The following is a 20,817-nucleotide window of genomic DNA, read 5'->3' as shown; positions in this document are numbered from 1 at the left end:
CCTCGGAAATGACAAATAGTGATGAAGACAAATCGTTCTGTTGCAAGCTAAACGAAAAAGATTCTTATGAAAACCATTGCCCTAGCCCCGATAGAAGCGGAAATTCTTTTGCGTCCGCCGCCGCGGACATAAAAAGATTGAAGCGGATTGCTTCGCCAGTTCGCACTTTCAGGCTCGGGTTCGGGATTAGCTCCTTATTAAAATTATTCTTTTATATCTCCCTACGGGATATTATTTTTGGGTGTAATGATATTGTTTTCTACCAATCCATAGCTCCTAACAGAGTTTCTGCTATAACTTAATTTCTACAAAAAAACACTCCGTTAGGAGCATATGGTTGGTAGCACCCAAAATAATAACGACGTGTGATTTGTCCTGTAAGGACAATTGGATTCAAACAAATTGCAATGAATACAAATCGTTTCCAAGCCCGACAGGTTTTTAAAACCTATTGGGTTTGTTGCAGAAAGTAGAATAATTCTATGAAAAAGTTCCGGAGGAACGAAACATATTGTAGAGATGTCCCGATCCCGAAACGTCGGGACGGGATCAATCCATCATTCGCAATGTAACCGCAATCTTTGTCGAGTTTCTTACGGAGATCCCTCGTTCGGGATGACAAAATCAATGTGTTTTTCGCAAAAAAGCGCTAAAATTCGTTCATTTTTTTAAATAAAAATTTCTTTATAATGAATTTTAACGTATTATATTAAAAATGAATGCGTTAGGTTTTAAAAAATCGTTTTCGTTGTTTTTTATATTCATTTTTTTCTAACTTTATAGATCTAAAATTTTTCAGATATGACTGTAAATCAAATACTAAACGCAAAAGGGAAAAATGTTTACTCCGTACTTTCAACAACAACAGTTTATGAAGCGTTGAAAGTCATGGGAGAAAAAAACATTGGGGCAATTCTGGTTATCGACGGAACCGATTTAAAAGGAATATTGTCTGAGAGGGATTATGCCCGAAAAATTGTTTTGAAAGACAAGTCATCAAAAGAAACTTTTGTGCATGAAATCATGGAAACCAATGTTTTCTCGGTAAATCTTTCAAATAATATCGAAGACTGCATGGAGTTGATGAGTACCAAAAGAATCAGACATTTACCAGTTTTGGAAGATGAAATTGTGGTAGGAATAATTTCGATCAGCGACGTTGTAAAAGCGATTATAGAAATTCAAAAAGATACTATAAATCATTTAAACTCTTATATTTCACAGTAAAATAAATTCAAAAAACGAACTTTATTAAATAGTCCAAATTACAAAGGACTATTTTTTTTGGTTTAGCGAAAACGTTTTTTTAAGAAAAGAAAAATATAAAAAGACGCCATTTTAAACCAAGACTTATATCTTTGTAAGCTAGAATAAAAGCTAAATATAATGAACAAAGAGAGTAAAAGAAGAGAAGCGTTACTGTATCATTCAGAACCAACTCCAGGAAAAATTCAGGTAGTTCCAACAAAAAAATATGCAACCCAAAGAGACTTATCTTTGGCTTATTCGCCGGGTGTTGCTGAGCCATGTTTAGAAATTGCAGCAAACGTAGACGACGTTTATAAATACACGGCAAAAGGAAATCTGGTTGCCGTTATTTCAAACGGTACAGCAGTTTTAGGCCTTGGAGATATTGGCCCTGAAGCTTCTAAACCGGTTATGGAAGGAAAAGGTTTGTTGTTTAAGATTTTCTCAGATATTGACGTTTTTGATATTGAAATCGGAACTAAAGATATCGAAGAATTTATTCAGACCGTAAAAAACATTGCTCCAACTTTTGGAGGAATAAATCTTGAAGATATTAAAGCGCCTGAATCTTTTGAAATCGAAAGAAGACTGGTAGAAGAATTAGATATTCCGGTAATGCACGACGATCAGCATGGTACGGCAATTATCTCTTCGGCAGCTTTAATCAATGCACTTGAATTAGCAGGAAAAAAAGCAGAAGATGTAAAAGTAGTAGTTTCCGGAGCAGGTTCTGCAGCGATTGCTTGTACAGATTTATATGTTTTGTTAGGTGTTAAAGTTGAGAATATCAAAATGTATAATAGTAAAGGACTTTTAACAAAAGACAATCCTTCACTATCAGAATTGCAATTGAAATATGCTGTTGATGGACCTAAAATTGAATTAGCAGAAGCAGTAAAAGGAGCAGATGTTTTCATTGGACTGTCTTCGGGAGGTATTTTATCGGCCGAAATGTTGTTGACAATGAAAGACAATCCAATTGTTTTTGCGATGGCAAATCCAAATCCGGAAATCGATTATAATTTAGCTACAGAAACTCGTAAAGATGTTATTATGGCTACAGGACGTTCAGATTTTCCTAATCAGGTAAACAACGTATTAGGTTTTCCATATATTTTTAGAGGAGCACTAGATGTTAGAGCGACTAAAATTAATGAAGCTATGAAAATGGCTGCCGTAAAAGCCTTGGCTATCTTGGCCAAAGAACCAGTTCCTGAACAGGTAAATGTGGCATACGGTGCAACAAAACTAGGATTTGGTAACGATTATATTATTCCTAAACCATTTGATCCAAGATTGATTACTGTTGTAGCGCCAGCAGTTGCAAGAGCGGCTATGGAATCTGGTGTTGCAAAAAATCCTATTACAGACTGGGCAGCTTATGAAGATGCACTTCGTGAACGTATGGGTAATGATAATAAAATGGTTCGTTTGATGACAAACCGTGCTAAAATGGACCCTAAAAGAATTGTTTTTGCCGAAGCAGATCAGTTAAATGTATTAAAAGCAGCACAAATTGTTCACGAAGACGGAATTGGACACCCAATTTTATTAGGAAACAAAGAAGTGATTTTAGAGCTTAAAGCCGAGTTAGGTTTTGATGCTGAACTAGAAATCATTGACCCTAAAACAAATGAAGAAGAAGCAAGACGTAATAGATTTGCAACTTCATATTGGGAAACAAGAGAAAGAAGAGGCGTTTCGTTATTGGATGCTCAGAAATTCATGCGCGAAAGAAACTATTTCGCTGCAATGATGGTTAATGAAGGAGAAGCAGATGCTTTAGTTACTGGACATACTAGAAGTTATCCTACGGTTGTAAAACCAATGTTGCAATTGATTGAAAAAGCACATGGAGCTTCACTTGTTGCAACTGCAAACATGATGTTGACTTCGCGCGGACCTATGTTCTTGTCTGACACTGCAATCAATATTAATCCTTCAGCCGAAGATTTGATTAATATTGCTATTATGACAGCAAAAACAGCAAAAATGTTTGGTGTTGAACCTGTTATTGCAATGGTTTCGTATTCAAATTTTGGATCGTCAACAAGTCAAAGTGCTTCAAAAGTAAGAGAAGCAGTGGCTTATTTGCATAAAAACCATCCTGATATGATTGTTGATGGAGAAATTCAGGCAGATTTTGCTTTGAATCAGGAAATGCTTGCCGAGAAATTTCCTTTCTCTAAATTAGCAGGTAAGAAGGTAAATACATTAATTTTTCCTAACTTAGAGTCAGCAAATATAACTTATAAATTATTGAAAGAATTATATAAAGTAAATTCTATTGGTCCAATCATGATGGGAATGGGTAAACCGGTTCACATTTTTCAATTAGGAGCAAGCGTTGAAGAAATGGTAAATATGGCTGCGATTGCAGTTATTGATGCTCAGGAAAAAGAGAGTAAAAAAAATAAATTAGCTAAATAGTAGAAATAATAAGGGTCGAAGTAATATTGTCGTATTTTTATTGCATTTTTATTATATTTGACCCTATATAAATTATACTATGATAGCACATTTGCAAGGCAGGCTAGTCGAGAAAAACCCTACAGATGTCGTAATTGATTGTGGTGGTGTTGGATATCAGGTTCATATATCCTTACATACCTTCTCGTTAATTCCTAATGCAGAGAATATAAAATTGTATACGCATCTTCAAATCAAAGAAGATGCGCATACTTTATTTGGTTTTGCAGAGAAATCAGAGCGGGAAATTTTTAGAATGTTGTTGTCTGTTTCCGGTATTGGGGCAAATATTGCAAGAACAATGTTGTCTTCTATAGAACCCAGACAAATAATAAACGCTATTGCCTCTGGCGATGTGGGAATTATACAGTCTATTAAAGGAATTGGGAACAAAACTGCACAAAGAGTTATACTTGATTTAAAAGAAAAAGTGTTAAAGTTGTACGATTTAGATGAAGTTTCTGTAGTACAAAACAATACAAATAGAGATGAAGCGTTATCTGCATTGGAAGTTTTAGGATTTGTTAGAAAAACTTCTGAAAAAGTAGTCGAAAAGATCGTAAAAGAAGATCCGGAAGCTACTGTTGAAACAATCATCAAAAAAGCTTTAAAAAGCTTATAAACTCATTTTAAATAAAGGATTGATATGCGTAAAATTTGTATTTTTTTGCTGGTTTTATTTTGCGGTAATGTTTTGCGTGCGCAAGTAAATAAACCAATACAAGATACAACAAAGACGCAATTTTCTGTAGGTAAAGTAGAACTTGAAGATCCACCAAGTATACTTTCTGCTTATAAATATGATCCGGTTATGGATCGATATGTTTATACCAATTCGGTTGATGGTATTTCTATCAATTACCCAATTATTTTAACGCCTAAAGAATATGAAGATTTAGTTTTGAAAGAATCCAGAAGAGATTATTTCAAAAAGAAATTAGATGCTATTGATGGTAAAAAAGTGGGCAGCGAAGCTGATAAAAAGAATTTATTACCGAGGTATTATATCAATTCGAGTCTTTTCGAAAGCATTTTTGGAAGTAATACAATTGACGTAAAGCCTACAGGATCAGTTGAAATGGATTTGGGTATTAGATATACTAAGCAAGACAATCCTTCATTCTCACCTAGAAACAGATCAAGTTTTACTTTTGATTTTGATCAGAGAATCAGCATGAGTTTAATGGGGAAAGTAGGAACCAGATTAGACGTTAATGCCAATTATGATACGCAATCTACATTTGCATTTCAAAACTTATTTAAATTAGCGTATTCCCCTTCTGAAGATGATATTATTCAAAAAGTAGAGGTTGGTAACGTTAGTATGCCATTAAACAGCACGCTTATTCGTGGAGCTCAAAGTTTGTTTGGGGTCAAAACACAGCTGCAATTTGGTAAAACAACAGTAACCGGAGTTTTCTCAGAACAAAAGTCACAAACAAAGAGTATAGTTGCAGAAGGTGGCGGGACAGTTCAAAATTTTGATTTGTATGCTTTGGACTATGATAATGACAGACACTTCTTCCTGTCACAATATTTTAGAAATAAATATGATGCTTCTCTAGTAGGATATCCATTTATTGAAAGCCGTGTGCAGGTAACCAGAATTGAGGTTTGGGTAACCAATAAACAAAACAGAGTAAACACAACAGGGAATAATTTACGTAACGTTATTGCACTTCAGGATTTAGGAGAATCACAAGCAACTGGAATTCCTGATAATCAGGTTGTGGTTGTAACTCCAACAACCGGATTTTTCAACAATGGCCCTGATTCACCGGCAGAGAACGAGAATAATAAATATGATCCTGCAGCTATTGGTCAGCCGGGTTCGTTTTTAAATTCAAATATTAGAGAAATTGTTACGGCAAAATCAGGATTCAATAATGCAAACGTAAGTGAAGGTACAGATTACTCGGTATTAGAAAATGCCAGAAAATTAAATGCAAACGAGTTTACATTCAATCCGCAATTAGGATATATCTCTTTACAGCAACGTCTGGCAAATGATGAGATTTTGGCTGTTGCTTACGAGTATACTATGGGGGGCACAGTGTATCAGGTGGGAGAGTTTGGTAGTGATGGAGTTGATGGTACAATAGTTACTGGAAACAATACTCAAAATCAGGCTATTATTACCCAAAGTTTAATTCTAAAAATGCTTAAAAGCAGTTTGACAAACGTGCAAAATCCAGTTTGGAACCTGATGATGAAAAACGTTTATCAAATTCCTCAGGCTTATCAAATTAAGCAAGACGATTTTAGATTAAATATTCTTTATACAGATCCGTCTCCTATAAATTATATTACACCGGTACAAGGAAGTACTTTTCCTCTAAACCCAACACCGGGTAATAAGGTTGATCAGACACCATTATTAAATGTCTTTAATCTGGACCGATTAAATTATAATAACGATCCGCAAACGGGAGGAGATGGTTTCTTCGATTACATTCCGGGAGTGACAGTAGACGTTCAAAATGGCCGAATTATTTTTACTACAAAAGAGCCTTTTGGAGAGCTTTTGTTTAAAAAATTACAAAATTCAGGCACAGGAGAAAATTACAATGATCCAAGTACTTACAATGTCAATCAACAGAAATACGTGTTTAGAAACATGTATCGAAACACACAGTCCGGAGCACTACAAGACAGTGATAAAAATAAATTCTTATTAAGAGGAAAATATAAATCATCCGGAAGCAACGGGATTCCAATTGGAGCATTCAACGTACCGCAAGGTTCAGTTGTGGTAATGGCCGCAGGGAGAAGGTTGGTAGAAGGAATAGATTATAGTGTCGACTATCAATTAGGAAGAGTGCAAATTTTAGATCCTTCACTTCAGGCTTCAAATACACCAATTGAGGTTTCGTTGGAAAACAATTCAATTTTTGGGCAGCAAACCCGAAGATTTATGGGATTCAATATCGAGCATAAAATTTCGGATAATTTTGTTGTTGGAGGAACTTATCTAAAAATGACAGAAAGACCATTTACTCAAAAATCGAGTTATGGGCAGGAATCTGTAAATAATACTATTTTTGGTTTTAACGGAAACTATTCAACAGAAGTTCCTTTCTTCACCAGATTAGTAAACAAATTACCAAATATTGACACTGATATTCCGTCGAATCTTTCGATTCGTGGAGAGGTTGCTTTCTTAAGACCAGACGCTCCAAAAGCAAGTGATTTTGAAGGAGAAGCAACAATTTATGTAGACGATTTTGAAGGATCGCAATCTACAATAGACATGCGTTCAGCATATGCATGGAGCTTAGCTTCAACGCCATTTATTACCAACGATGGTGATGCAACTTTTAATGCTAATTTTGAAGATTTAAGATATGGTTATAAAAGAGCAAAATTAGCTTGGTATACCATTGATCCTATATTTTATACTTCAAAACCATCGGGTATTTCAAATGATGATTTATCATTAAATACAACCAGAAGAATTTATAGCCGTGAATTATATCCAAATACAGATATTGCTCAGGGACAAATTCAGGTTATCAATACACTCGATTTAAGTTATTATCCATCAGAAAGAGGTCCATATAATAACAATCCAAGTTTTAATTCAGATCCTGCATCTTCAAATTTTGGGGGAATTATGCGTGCTTTAAATTCTACAAATTTTGAGCAGGGAAATGTTGAATATATTCAGTTTTGGGTACTTGATCCATATGTGGGAAATGGAGAAGCGCCAACGAACAATACAGGAAAGATTTATTTCAATTTAGGGGAAGTTTCAGAAGACGTTTTAAAAGACGGAAGAAAACAATATGAAAACGGATTAGGCCCTGGTCAGATAATGGTAAATCCACAGCCAATTTGGGGAGATGTTCCGGCATCACAATCTTTAATTTACGCATTCGATACCAATGCAGATAATCGTAGAAATCAGGATGTTGGTTTAGACGGTTTGCCAGATTCAAGAGAAGGTTCGATTTATACAAATTATGCAGGTGATGAGGATCCTGCGGCAGATAACTATACTTATTATTTAAATACAACCGGTGGAGTTCTTGATCGGTATAAAAAATACAACGGAGTAGAGGGAAACTCGGCTGTAAGTATAGACGATCCTAATCGTGGCTCTACAACATTGCCGGATGTCGAGGATATTAATCGTGATAATACAATGAGTACTATAAACGCTTATTACGAATATAGTATCGACATTAAGCCTGGAATGCAGATAGGGCAAAACTTTATTACGGATATTCGTGAGCCGGGAGATGTTGGTCCTGTTGAATTGCCAAACGGAGGAACAACATCTGCAAGATGGATTCAGTTTAAGATTCCTGTTTCTCAGCCTCAACACACTATTGGTAATATTACAGACTTTAGATCTATTCGTTTTATGCGTATGTTTATGACTGGTTTTAGCAATCAGATGACTGTGCGTTTTGGAGCTTTAGACTTAGTTAGGGGAGAATGGAGAAGATATACAGGGACTTTGGATGCAAATGATACAGACCCAACTAATGACGGAACTGAATTTGATGTTTCTGCAGTAAATATTCAGGAAAACAGTACAAAATGTCCGGTAAACTATGTAGTTCCACCTGGAGTACAAAGAGAGCAATTGTACAATAATAATACAATCATCAATCAAAACGAGCAAGCGTTAGCATTAAGAGTTGGAGGATCAGGTTTGCAGCCTTTAGATTCAAGAGCTGTATTTAAAAATGTAAGCGTAGACATGCGTCAATACAAAAAACTGAAAATGTTTTTGCACGCGGAATCTTTACCAAGCGAGGCAACGTTGCAAGATGATGAATTGGTTGGATTTATTCGTTTTGGAAATGACTTTACACAAAACTTCTATCAGGTCGAAATTCCATTAAAAGTAACCAGAACAGGTGGCTCCTGTACCATAAGTCCTGATTTAGTTTGGATGGAAGAGAATAATATCGATCTGGCACTAGAATTATTGACAAGGATGAAAATTAAGGCCATGAGTCTTGATCCTAATTCTCCTAAAAGAGATATTAACGGTATTTATTATCCTGATAATGATCCGGATGCTCAAGGCGGGGATGGAGATAGCAGATTGACCCTGGGTATAAAGGGAAATCCTAACTTTGGTTTAGTTCGAAACTTAATGGTCGGAGTAAAAAGTAAGGCAGTCCATAAAGATCTTAAAGGGGAAGTATGGTTTAATGAGCTTCGTCTGGCCGATTTAGAGAATAAAGGCGGTATGGCAGCGATATTAAATATTGACACCAACATGGCTGATTTTGCTACCGTTTCTGCAACAGGTAAAAAGAGTACAATTGGTTTTGGATCTTTAGAGCAAGGAGCTAATGAACGAAGCCGTGAAGATATTCAGCAATATAATATTGTTACTAATCTAAATCTAGGTCAGTTATTGCCACGTAAATGGGGAATCAATTTACCGTTTAACTATGCAATTGGAGAAGAAGTAATTACACCTGAGTATGATCCTTTTAATCAGGATATAAAACTAGATCAGCTGATTAGAGAAACTACAGATCCTGCTCAAAAAGATAATATTAGAACTCGTGCTGTTGATTATACAAAACGAAGAAGTATTAATTTTATTGGAGTGAAAAAGGACAGAGCTCCTGAGCAAAAACCACACATTTATGATGTTGAGAATTTAACTTTCTCACAATCCTATAATGAGGTTAACCGTCATGATTATGAAGTAGAATCTTATCAGGACCAACAATCTAATACAGCTGTAAATTATGCTTATACTTTTCAGCCAAAAGAAGTTGTTCCGTTTAAAACAACCAAATTCATGAAAACAAGTGAATATTGGAAAGTTTTAAGTGATTTTAATTTTAATTATTTACCGTCTAATATCACATTTAATACTAATATTTTAAGACAAAGCAATCGTCAGCAGTTTAGAGATGTTGAAACACAAGGGATTCCAGTTTCCCCACTTTATAGAAGAAATTTTGCATTTAATTATCAATATGGGTTTGGTTTCAATTTGACAAAATCATTAAAATTAAATTATACGGCTGCATCAAATAATATTGTTAGAAATTTCTTGAATGATGATAATACGCCTAAACAGGATTTTAATATTTGGGATGATTATTTGGATATTGGAACGCCAAATCAGCACGTTCAGCAATTAGTACTGAATTATGAAATACCAATTAATAAAATACCCGTTTTTAGTTTTGTAAAAGCGAGTTATTCATATACTGCCGATTATAACTGGCAGCGCTCTTCGACAGCTTTTTCTGAGCATCAGGTAGAAAATGCAGATGGATCATTTACAACATATGATCTGGGGAATACGATTCAGAATGCAAATTCTAATACATTGACTACAACTTTTAATATGAATATGTTGTATAAGTATTTAGGTTTGACACCAGGAGCTAAAACTAAATCCGGAGCAAAAGCCAAGACAGCGGCACCACCAAAACCGGGAGAAAAAATTGTAAATACAGCAAAACCTGTTGTAAGCAACAGCCCGTTTTATGATGGTTTGATTGGAGTCTTGACCAGTGTGAAAAATATTCAGGTAAATTATACCAAAAATAGCGGAACTGTTTTACCGGGATATACACCAAGTGTAGGGTTTTTTGGAACCTCAAGACCTACATTAGGTTTTGTTTTTGGTAGTCAGGATGATGTACGTTACGAAGCAGCGAAAAACGGATGGTTGACTGATTATCAGGATTTCAACCAAAGTTTTACGCAGGTAACGAATAAACTTTTGAAGATAACAGCAAACATTGATTTATTACCAGATTTAAAAATTGATTTGGCAATGGATCGTGCTTATTCTGAAAATACATCTGAGCAATTTAGTGTGGATCCTACTGATAATAGATATATGCCTTTGTCGCCATATACTTACGGAATGTTTTCTATTTCGACAGTGTTGATAAAAACAGCTTTCTCTAAGAGTGATGAAACACAATCAGCAGCATTTGATGATTTTAGAAACAATCGTTTAATTATCGCAAACCGTTTGGCGGAGGATAGATATGGAGATGTAATTCCAAGATATGATGCCTCAACGCTTCCGCCAGAAGATAGTTCTCAACCAATCGAAAATTTGGCAAACCCTAATAATACTCAAAGAAAGCAAATAATGTCAAATGATGGATATCCAGTTGGATATGGTAAGAGTAATCAGGCTGTCTTACTGCCATCCTTTTTAGCGGCTTATACAGGAAGCGATGCATCGAATGTATCAACGGGAATATTTAGAAATTTCCCTATTCCAAACTGGAGTATTAAGTACAATGGTTTAATGCGTTATAAGTTTTTCAAAGATAAATTCAAGCGATTCTCATTGCAAAATAATTATAGAGCTTCTTATACCATAAATCAGTTTAGATCTAATTTTGATTATGCAGAAAATCCAAATGGTCAGGATATAAATACAAATTTCTTCAATAAGACTATTATGTCAAATGTCAATTTAGTAGAGCAGTTTAGTCCGCTTATCAGAGTTGATTTTGAGCTGAAGAGTTCTTTGCGTATTCTTACCGAAATTAAGAAAGACAGGGCATTGTCTATGAGTTTTGATAATAATTTATTGACAGAAGTAAAAGGAATTGAGTATGTTGTAGGAATGGGGTATCGTTTTAAAGATGTTATTTTCTCGTCAAGATTAGCAGACAGTCCAACCGGAATTATCAAAAGTGACATCAATATAAAAGCTGATTTTTCTTTTAGAAATAATCAAACATTGGTTCGTTATTTAGATTATGATAATAACCAATTGGCAGCAGGTCAGAATATTTGGTCTTTAAAAATGACGGCAGATTATGCGTTTAGTAAAAACCTTACAGCAATTTTCTATTATGATCATTCATTCTCTAAAGCAGTAATCTCAACATCATTCCCATTAACAAATATTAGATCAGGATTCACACTTAGGTATAATTTCGGAAATTAATTTTTAGTTTCTAAACCGGATTTCTTAGAAGATTATTACATTTGTGGCTTAATTACTAAATTATCAATTTTCAAACAACACAATTATGAGCATACCAGCAAATTTAAAGTACACAAAAGATCACGAATGGGTTAGCATCGAAGGAGATGTTGCAACTGTAGGAATTACTCATTTTGCACAAAAAGAGTTAGGGGATATCGTGTACGTTGAAGTAGAAACTTTAGATCAAACACTTGATAAAGATGAGGTTTTTGGAACAGTTGAAGCTGTAAAAACAGTTTCTGATTTGTTTTTACCTTTAACAGGAGAAATTATTGCTTTTAATGAAAGCTTAGAAAGTGCTCCTGAAACTGTAAATTCTGATCCTTATGGAGCTGGATGGATGATTAAAATAAAAATTGCTAATGCTTCAGAAGTAGAAGGTTTATTGTCTGCAGAAGCGTATACAGAATTAATCGGTGCCTAAACAATTACTATTAATCTGGGCAATAATTTGTTCAGGAATTATTGCTTATTTCTGTCTTGTAGATTCAAGTAAGATTCCTATAATTAATTTCCCCAGTATTGATAAAATCGTTCATTTTTGTTTTCATTTCGGATTTACAATTTCCTGGATCTTATTTTTCAAGAAAGAGCTTAAAGGAAGAGAGGCAGATGATTATAAAGCATATTTGATTTCGTTTATATTTTCGATTTTTTTTGGAATTACAATCGAAATTTTACAAAGCGTTCTTACAAAAACAAGAGCGTCAGATGTAACAGATGTTTTGGCAAATGCCCTTGGTGCTACAATAGCAGTTTTTACTGCGATAGCCTTCAAGAAGCAAATCGATAAAATATAAGAATATAACTACCCACTTCGGTGGGTTTTTTATTGTCTAAAAATCAGGCTTTACTAAGAGTTTTTTTTGAATTTAAAATGTATTTTTGTCCCGATTCAATTTAATTTCAAAATCATGAATGTTAAGCAATATTTGGATTCGACTTATTTAAAAACTGCTTCTCAAGCCAGACTTACAGAAGCGGAAAATAAAGTTGTGGTAGAAAATACAATTGCCGAAGCAATTCAGGAAGGTTTTAAGCTAATTATGATTCGGCCGGAGTTTGTTGCTTTAGCCAAAGAAATGATTTTGAAAGCTAATTCGACTTTGTTGGTTGGTACCGTTATTGATTTTCCCGAAGGTAAATCAAGTATAGAGATTAAAATCAAAGAAGCAAATGAAGCAATTGAAAACGGAGCAGACGATTTAGATTTTGTCTGTAATTATGAAGCTTTTAAAAGAGGTGAAATTGCTTTGCTGAAAGAAGAAATCTTAATTGGAACTCAAATAGGTTTAGCAAATAATAAAACAGTAAAATGGATTATTGAAGTTGCTGCATTAACAGATAAAGAAATTATTCAGCTTTCGGCGTTGATAAAAAATGTCGTAATGTCGAACTTTAAAGAAGAGAATTACTCCTCTATTTTTGTAAAATCATCAACAGGTTTTTTTAAAACTGAAGATGATGCTCCAAACGGAGCGACAATTCCAGCCATTATTATGATGTTAGAAAATGCATCGCCTTTGCAGGTAAAAGCTGCCGGAGGAGTCAGATCGTATGAAGATGCAATAGAAATGATTCGTTTAGGAGTTAAACGCATCGGAACTTCGGCTGCAAAAGCAATTGCAAATAGAGAAAATACCCCAAATCAATATTAAATGAAAACCAAAAATTACGTCAATAAGATTTCTTTATCTTTTGTTTTTACACTCTCTGTCTTATTTGCTTTTTCTCAAGAAAATAATAATTCATCTATTAAGCCTGGTTTTACAGCAGAGCAATTTCCTGTTTTTCCAAATTGTGAAAATTTAGAAGCAAAAAAACTGGAAAATTGCTTTTATAGAGAAGTTCAGGATTTTGTGTATCATAATTTTGAAGTGCCTGAAAAATTAAAACAAAATAATTATAAAGGAGAAGTAAAAGTGCTTTTTGAAGTCGATGCTAATGGTGAGTTCAAAATGATTTATGTAAATGCTGCAAATGAAGAATTATCAGAAGAGGCAAAACGTGTTTTTGGTAAATTTCCAAAAATAAAACCTTCGACCTATAATGGGAAACCAACTTATTCAAAATATACAATTTCAATTGATGTGCCGTTAAAAAGTGCAGATCAAATTGCTGCCGAAGCTTTGGCTGCAGCCGAAATTTTAAAACCTGTTGAAAAACCAATGACAGAATTGGATAGTATTGTGTATAAAAAATACAATAATCCTGAATTTGAAAGTCATTTAAATATACCATTTTCACATAGTTATTATGCGCAATTTGATAGCGCAATGAATCAGGTTGGAACTAATAATCACACTGCTTCTAAACCTTATACCTATGCTGAAGTTTCGAAATATTATAATTTAAAAGCAGTAAATGAATCGCTTCAAAAAAATGTTTCGACTTGGTTAGGAAGAAAATTTTGGAATGAAAATTTAGTACAAATTCAAGGTGAAGATTATTGGTTGGCATTAAATCCTATTCTTGATTTGCAAATGGGGAAAGCTTCAGATCTTGATGCTTCTTATACCTATGTAAATACCCGAGCCTTAAATTTTAGAGGAGGTTTAGGAAAACAGATTAATTTTACAACAACAGTTTTTGAAAGTCAGGGAAGATTTGCGGGATATTACAATGATTATGCGGAAACATTAAAACCTTCGGGTGGAAATCCGGCAATTATTCCGGGAATGGGAATTGCAAAACGATTTAAAAGTGATGCTTACGATTTTCCTTTGGCAGAAGCTAATATAACATATACTCCAAGTAAGATTTTTGATTTTCAATTAGGTTACGGACGTAATTTTATTGGAGACGGATATCGTTCTTTGCTTGAAAGCGACGGAGCAAGTCCGTATCCGTATTTTAAAATCAATACAACTTTCTGGAAAATAAAATATACGAACACTTATATGTGGCTTAAGGATGTTCGTCCGGATGTTACTTTGGAGAAAACATATGCAACGAAATTCATGGCGAACCATTATCTAAGCTGGAATGTTTCGAATAAATTAAATTTAGGATTTTTTGAATCTGTAGTTTGGACAGATACAAATAATAGAGGTTTTGATGTCAATTTTGTGAATCCAATTATTTTTTATCGTTCTGTTGAGTTTGCTTCGTCGTCTAAAAGTGGTAATGCGCTTTTAGGATTTACAGGTAAGTATAAATGGAATAATAATGTAAATTTATACGGTCAGTTTTTGCTTGATGAATTTTCAGTTGGAGATATGGCAAAAGGAGAGCAAAGCTGGAAGAATAAATTTGGTTACCAGTTAGGAGCAAAATATTTTAATGCTTTTAAAGTAAAAGATTTATTGTTGCAATTAGAGTACAATCATGTACGTCCATATGTATATTCGCATAGTGCAGTTATTACTAATTATGGTCATAATAATCAAAGTATTGGGCATCAATGGGGAGGTAATTTTGAAGAACTTGTTGCAATTGGACGTTATCACAAAGGACGTTATTATGCTGATGGGAAAATAACAATTGGAACGCGAGGTCTTGATTTTGATACCGCTGAAAATAATTATAACTATGGAGGTAATATCTATAAGAGTTACGATCTTAACCGCCCATATGATACAGGGGTAAAAGTAGGTCAGGGAAATAAAACAAGTGTTTTTATTGCAGACTTTCAAGGAGGATATGTAATAAACCCAATGACAAATCTAAAATTGTTTGGAAGTTTAATTTATAGAAATTTTGATCCAACGCAGGAAACAGCTACAACTTTTAAGCAAAATACGACTTGGTTTAGCATCGGATTGCGTTCTGATGTCTTTAACTGGTATTTTGATTACTAGTATTTTTAATAAGATTTTTCGAAATAATTGTGTTAAAGATTTGCAAGTCCTTATTTTGTAAAGGTTTTATTGAAAAAAATCTAATTTTATAGGTCAGGATTCTACAATCTAATTTGTACATTTGCACCACTCAAAAAAAACATACAAACAAATACCGTATTGAACGCTACTAAAAATACATTTTCAATAAAATCAATATTTAACGATTTCAAAGAGATAACAAAGGCTGGTTTAGCTATTAGTGTGTTGTTTTCTTCCATTGCTGGATATTTATTAGGTGTAAATGATGCACATCCTTTTAAATGGAGTGTTTTAATTGTTTTGATGATTGGAGGTTATTGCATGGTTGGAGCATCAAATGCTTTTAATCAGGTAATCGAAAAAGATATCGATTCATTAATGGATCGTACTAAGAATCGTCCCGTTCCTTCAGGGCGAATGTCTCCAAAAGTAGCTTTGTTTGTAGCAAGTTTGCTTACTGTAGTTGGTATTACATTGTTGTATACCATCAATGCAAAGTCAGCTATGTTTGCTGCGATTTCAATATTTTTATATACAAGTATTTATACACCTTTAAAAACAGTAACTTCGTTATCGGTTTTTGTAGGTGCATTTCCAGGTGCAATTCCGTTTATGTTAGGCTGGGTTGCGGCAACCGGAGAATTTGGTATTGAAGCAGGAACCTTATTTTTGATTCAGTTTTTCTGGCAATTTCCTCATTTTTGGGCAATTGGCTGGTTTTTATATGAAGATTATGAAAAAGCTGGAATCTTTATGCTTCCTACAGGGAAAAAAGATAAAGGAACGGCCTTGCAGATTATTTTATATACAGTTTGGCTTATTATAGCATCATTATTGCCGGTTTTAGGATATACGGGGCAATTGTTTATTTCGCCAATTGCTGCAGTTTTAGTCTTTTTATTAGGACTTTGGATGTTGTTTTACGCAGTGCGTTTGTATAAATTGCGAACAGCAAAAGCGGCAAGAACATTAATGCTGGTAAGTGTTTCGTATATATCACTACTGCAAATTATATATATAGTAGATAAATTTTTAAGATAGTTATGGAAATGACAATGACAAAAGGTGAGGAACAAGTAAGGAGCGCAAAATCAGCAAAACTGATTTTGTTATTCGCAATGGTAAGTATGACTATGATGTTTGCCGGACTTACAAGTGCATTTGTGGTAAGTAAATCAAGAGCTGACTGGTTGAAGAACTTTGAATTACCAACAGCATTTTTTTATAGTACAGCAGTAATCATAGCATGTAGTGTTACTTTTTATATGGCTAAAAAAGCAATTCAAAAAGATAACAGAAGCGCAACTACGGCATTGCTTTTAGGAACATTAGCCTTGGGGATTTTATTTGTGGTTTTGCAATTTGTAGGTTTTGGACAAATCGTAAAAAGCGGGTATTATTTTACTGGAGAAGGTAGCTCAATTACTACAACTTTTCTTTATGTAGTAACGGTAACACACTTGTTGCACTTGGCTGGAGGATTAATTTCACTTTTAATTATAATTTATAATCATTTTAAACAAAAATACAATTCGACTCAAACTCTTGGTATAGAACTAGGTGCGATGTATTGGCACTTTTTGGATTTATTATGGGTATATTTATTTTTATTTTTATATTTCTTTAAATAAGAAAAAAACGTAAATTTGGGAACTTTTTAACGAATATCTTTTATGGAAGCGACAGTTACTACTGCAAATAACGAAGAAAAAACTTGGGGAGGCGGCAATGAGCCATTAGGAGCAAGTTATGGTAAAATGATGATGTGGTTTTTTATCGTATCAGATGCCTTGACATTCTCTGGATTCCTGGCAGCCTATGGTTTTTCTAGATTTAAATTTATTGAAACCTGGCCTTTGGCTGATGAAGTGTTTACTCACTTCCCATTTATGCATGGTGTTTCGGCTCCAATGTATTATGTGGCCTTAATGACTTTTATTTTAATTTTCTCATCTGTAACAATGGTTTTGGCTGTTGACGCAGGTCACCAATTGAAAAAAACAAAAGTTGCAATCTACATGTTCTTAACTATTATTGGAGGTTTAATTTTCGTTGGTTCTCAGGCTTGGGAATGGAAAAACTTCATTAAAGGTGAATATGGAGCGGTTGAAACAGCAGGTGGAAGTTTATTGCAGTTTGTTGATAAAGATGGTAAAAGAGTTGCTCTTGAAGCGTTTGCTGTAAAATTACCAGAACAACCAGAAGAACTTACAAGGGCTAAAGGAAAATGGTTTATGGAAAGTGCTGAGACGGTACCAACATATTCTGTTGCTGAAGTTCAGGCAGGATTTAAAGCACATCCTGAATTATTGATAAGAACTGAACAGCTTACTGAGAAAAAGAAGAAAACAGTATTGACAAGAGCAGAATCTGAGTCTCGTTTAAGTACTGCAAAATATGTTGTAGAAGGAGCTAACTTAACTAGAAACGAATACGGAAGTAAATTATTTGCTGATTTCTTCTTCTTCATTACAGGATTCCACGGATTCCACGTATTTTCTGGAGTTATCATTAATATCATTATTTTCTTTAATGTGTTGTTAGGAACTTACGAAAAAAGAAGAAGCTACGAAATGGTAGAGAAAGTTGGTTTATACTGGCACTTTGTCGATTTAGTTTGGGTATTTGTATTTACAGTTTTCTACTTAGTTTAATTTTTAAGATTTATTATTATGTCACACGATCACGAATACGTATCAAATACAAAAAGAATCTGGGGTGTTTTTATATTACTATCTGCAGTAACGACAGTAGAAGTTATTCTTGGTATTTATAAGCCTGGAGTTTTAGAATTTAATCATTTTGTAGGTTTGAATTTGTTGAACTGGGTATTTTATATCCTGACAATATTCAAAGCATATTATATAGTATGGGCATTTATGCACATGGAAGGTGAAAAAAGCAGCCTTAGATGGTCTGTTGTATCACCAGTTATTTTCCTAGTTTTATATTTATTGTTTATTCTTTTGACAGAAGGACATTATATTTATGGGGTTTTTAAAGATTCTACTATTAAATGGAATTTTTAACATGATATTAATTCGAAAAGAGTCCCGATAACATCGGGATTTTTTTATTTTTGTACCTTAATAACTTCGGTAATAAAATGAAAAAAAATATAGTTCTCTTTGTACTTTTTGTTTTGCCAATTGTAGCCTATTTGTTTTTTGCTTCAGGTGTAAATAGTTTTACTAAACTTCCCACAATAACTCCTAAAATTGCCGATTTTGGTAATTGGAAATCTCTCAAAGGAGAAAAAGTAACTTTAAATAATAAAATCACGATTCTGGGTTTTTCAGGTACCGAAATTTTAAAAAACAGAGGGAATTTTTTCAACTTAAACGAAAAAATTTATCAGCGTTATAATGGCTTCAAAGATTTGCAATTTGTAGTGATTTGTCCGTTAGGAACAGAACAGGATGCACAGAAGATAGAAGAATCACTAGGAGCCTTTACAGATGTATCAGGATGGCATTTTATTTTTGCTTCGCCAGATGAGATTAAAACATTCTACGATCAGCTTCACTTAAAAGGTAAACTCGATAAAGATCTTGGAACTCCAAATGTTTATATCGTCGATAAAGAACGAAATTTAAGAGGAAGAAAAGACCAAAAGGAATATAAGGAAGGATACAATACTTTTCATCCTTCTGAGTTGAGTAACGAGATGTTAGATGATTTCAAAATCATTTTGTATGAATATCGTGCAGCTCTTAAAAAGAATCACAACGCAACAAAAGAACTTTAATCTTTATATCATGTTTAAAAATAAATCATATATCGGAATTTCGTTTATCATTTTAATTTTTGGAATTTATGCTGTGCCGAAAATCGTTGATAGAATAAAAAATGGCGAAGTGGTAAAAGGAAATCGTTTGGATAATGTAGGTTTGAAAACTTCAAAATCAGATGCTAAATTATTAACAATTGGTCTGGCTCCTAAATTTGAATTGACAAATCAGGATAATGCTAAAATTTCAAATGAATCTTACAAAGGAAAAGTATATGTTTTAGAGTTTTTCTTTACTACATGTCCATCAATTTGTCCAAAGATGAATTTAAGCATGTTAGAGATTGAGAAAACCTTTTTTGGTAATCCTAATTTCGGAATTGTTTCTATCACTATTGATCCCTCACACGATACGCCGCAGGTTTTAAAAGATCATGCTAAACTTTTGGGTGTGAAATCTTCAAATTGGAATTTCCTTACAGGAGATAAAGCAACGATTATGAACTTATCAAACAAAGGTTTTAATTTGTATGCAGGCGAAAATGAAAAAGTAAACGGAGGATTTGAACACTCAGGTTTATTTGCTTTAATTGATAAAGATGGAAATATTCGTTGTAGAAAAGATGATTTTGGAAATCCAATTTTATACTATGACGGACTTGATAAAAAAGGAGTAAGAGACATTCAGGAAGATATTAAAATATTATTAGCAGAATAAAAATGGAAGATCATTCATTAGAAAAAAAATATAACAAGTTTATTATTGCAGTTTCAATTGTAATTCCAACTTTAGTTGGAATATTATTCGCAGTTAAACTAAAAGATTTTGGAATTAATGTGGCGCCACTTTCTTTTTTACCTCCAATTTATGCTACAATAAACGGAATTTGTGCTATCGTTTTGATTTGGGCAGTAATTGCTATTAAAAATGGAAAACGCAAACTACACGAACGTTTAATGACTTCTGCAATTGTATTAGGAGTTGCTTTTTTGTTGATGTATGTAGCATATCATATGACCGCCGATTCTACTAAATTTGGTGATTTAAATCACGATGGAATCCTTGATTTTGCTGAAACGGCCAAAATTGGTTCATTACGTTACATTTATTTCTTTATTTTAATAACCCATATTTTATTGTCTATTGCAATTATTCCGCTAGTATTGATTACTTATGTAAGGGCTCTTGCGCAACGATTTGACAGACATAGAAAAATAGCTAAAATAACTTTCCCGCTTTGGTTATACGTTGCGGTTACAGGTGTTGTAGTTTACTTAATGATTGCTCCTTATTATGCTTAAAATGGAAAATAGAATAAAGAATAAAGAAAATGGAATAGCTGATAGAAGCAGGGTCATGAAATTTTTCTCAACGAAATGTTTCTATGTTCTTTTCTCTATTTTCTTTTCTCTAAGTATGAATGCTCAATGTGCAATGTGCCGTGCGGCGCTTGCTGGAGATTCGAATGTAAAAAAAGCTGAAGCAGTAAATAACGGAATCGTTTATTTGATGGTAATTCCCTATTTACTTGTTGCTATAATTGGTGTTCTGATCTATAGAATGTACCAGTCAAAAAAGAAAAAAGCAGAATAATTATTCT

General features: G+C 33.7%; 16 protein-coding genes. All 16 read left to right on the top strand.

The window, feature by feature from the left end; translation table 11 throughout:
• Positions 1–801: 801 nt before the first annotated feature.
• Complete coding sequence (locus tag CHB81_RS22165) at positions 802–1,227, top strand: CBS domain-containing protein (protein ID WP_089354024.1); 426 nt, start codon at positions 802–804, stop codon at positions 1,225–1,227.
• 159 nt (positions 1,228–1,386) lie between these two features.
• Positions 1,387–3,678, top strand: coding sequence for an NADP-dependent malic enzyme (locus CHB81_RS22160; RefSeq protein WP_089354023.1), 2,292 nt, complete (start codon positions 1,387–1,389; stop codon positions 3,676–3,678).
• A gap of 79 nt (positions 3,679–3,757) precedes the next feature.
• Positions 3,758–4,339 carry a Holliday junction branch migration protein RuvA gene (gene ruvA, locus CHB81_RS22155; protein ID WP_089354022.1) on the top strand — a complete coding sequence of 194 codons (582 nt, stop codon included), beginning with the start codon at positions 3,758–3,760 and terminating at the stop codon, positions 4,337–4,339.
• Positions 4,340–4,363: 24 nt separating this feature from the next.
• Positions 4,364–11,623 (top strand): cell surface protein SprA, encoded by a 7,260-nt coding sequence (gene sprA, locus CHB81_RS22150; protein WP_089354021.1) that lies wholly within the window; start codon positions 4,364–4,366, stop codon positions 11,621–11,623.
• An 85-nt stretch (positions 11,624–11,708) separates the two neighbouring features.
• Entirely contained in the window at positions 11,709–12,089 is a 381-nt protein-coding gene (gene gcvH / locus CHB81_RS22145) for a glycine cleavage system protein GcvH (RefSeq protein ID WP_089354020.1), read from the top strand.
• Positions 12,082–12,465, top strand: a complete 384-nt coding sequence (locus CHB81_RS22140) for a VanZ family protein (protein WP_089354019.1) — start codon at positions 12,082–12,084, stop codon at positions 12,463–12,465. The genes gcvH and CHB81_RS22140 overlap by 8 nt, the downstream gene beginning before the upstream one ends.
• Before the next feature lie 114 nt (positions 12,466–12,579).
• Positions 12,580–13,323 (top strand): deoxyribose-phosphate aldolase, encoded by a 744-nt coding sequence (gene deoC, locus CHB81_RS22135; RefSeq protein WP_089354018.1) that lies wholly within the window; start codon positions 12,580–12,582, stop codon positions 13,321–13,323.
• Entirely contained in the window at positions 13,324–15,465 is a 2,142-nt protein-coding gene (locus CHB81_RS22130) for an energy transducer TonB (protein ID WP_089354017.1), read from the top strand.
• A 159-nt stretch (positions 15,466–15,624) separates the two neighbouring features.
• Positions 15,625–16,527: a heme o synthase gene (gene cyoE, locus CHB81_RS22125; protein ID WP_089354016.1), complete on the top strand. Its 903-nt coding sequence runs from the start codon at positions 15,625–15,627 to the stop codon at positions 16,525–16,527.
• Positions 16,528–16,529: 2 nt separating this feature from the next.
• Positions 16,530–17,117, top strand: coding sequence for a cytochrome c oxidase subunit 3 (locus CHB81_RS22120; protein ID WP_089354015.1), 588 nt, complete (start codon positions 16,530–16,532; stop codon positions 17,115–17,117).
• A 42-nt stretch (positions 17,118–17,159) separates the two neighbouring features.
• Positions 17,160–18,140, top strand: a complete 981-nt coding sequence (locus CHB81_RS22115; RefSeq protein WP_089354014.1) for a cytochrome c oxidase subunit 3 — start codon at positions 17,160–17,162, stop codon at positions 18,138–18,140.
• Between the two features lie 18 nt (positions 18,141–18,158).
• Positions 18,159–18,515 carry a cytochrome C oxidase subunit IV family protein gene (locus CHB81_RS22110; RefSeq protein ID WP_089354013.1) on the top strand — a complete coding sequence of 119 codons (357 nt, stop codon included), beginning with the start codon at positions 18,159–18,161 and terminating at the stop codon, positions 18,513–18,515.
• A gap of 77 nt (positions 18,516–18,592) precedes the next feature.
• The gene (locus CHB81_RS22105; RefSeq protein WP_089354012.1) at positions 18,593–19,234 is read left to right on the top strand and encodes a hypothetical protein; all 642 of its coding nucleotides are present in this window, start codon (positions 18,593–18,595) and stop codon (positions 19,232–19,234) included.
• A 10-nt stretch (positions 19,235–19,244) separates the two neighbouring features.
• Entirely contained in the window at positions 19,245–19,934 is a 690-nt protein-coding gene (locus CHB81_RS22100; protein ID WP_089354011.1) for an SCO family protein, read from the top strand.
• Positions 19,935–19,936: 2 nt separating this feature from the next.
• Complete coding sequence (locus CHB81_RS22095; protein ID WP_089354010.1) at positions 19,937–20,518, top strand: DUF420 domain-containing protein; 582 nt, start codon at positions 19,937–19,939, stop codon at positions 20,516–20,518.
• Entirely contained in the window at positions 20,511–20,810 is a 300-nt protein-coding gene (locus CHB81_RS22090) for a hypothetical protein (RefSeq protein WP_089354009.1), read from the top strand. Before CHB81_RS22095 ends, CHB81_RS22090 begins: the two co-directional genes overlap by 8 nt.
• Positions 20,811–20,817 lie beyond the last annotated feature (7 nt).

Origin of the sequence: Flavobacterium sp. ov086, assembly GCF_900187965.1 — a bacterium.
In the GTDB taxonomy this organism is placed as follows: Bacteria; Bacteroidota; Bacteroidia; order Flavobacteriales; family Flavobacteriaceae; genus Flavobacterium.
This window is presented reverse-complemented; position numbering and strand designations above follow the sequence as displayed.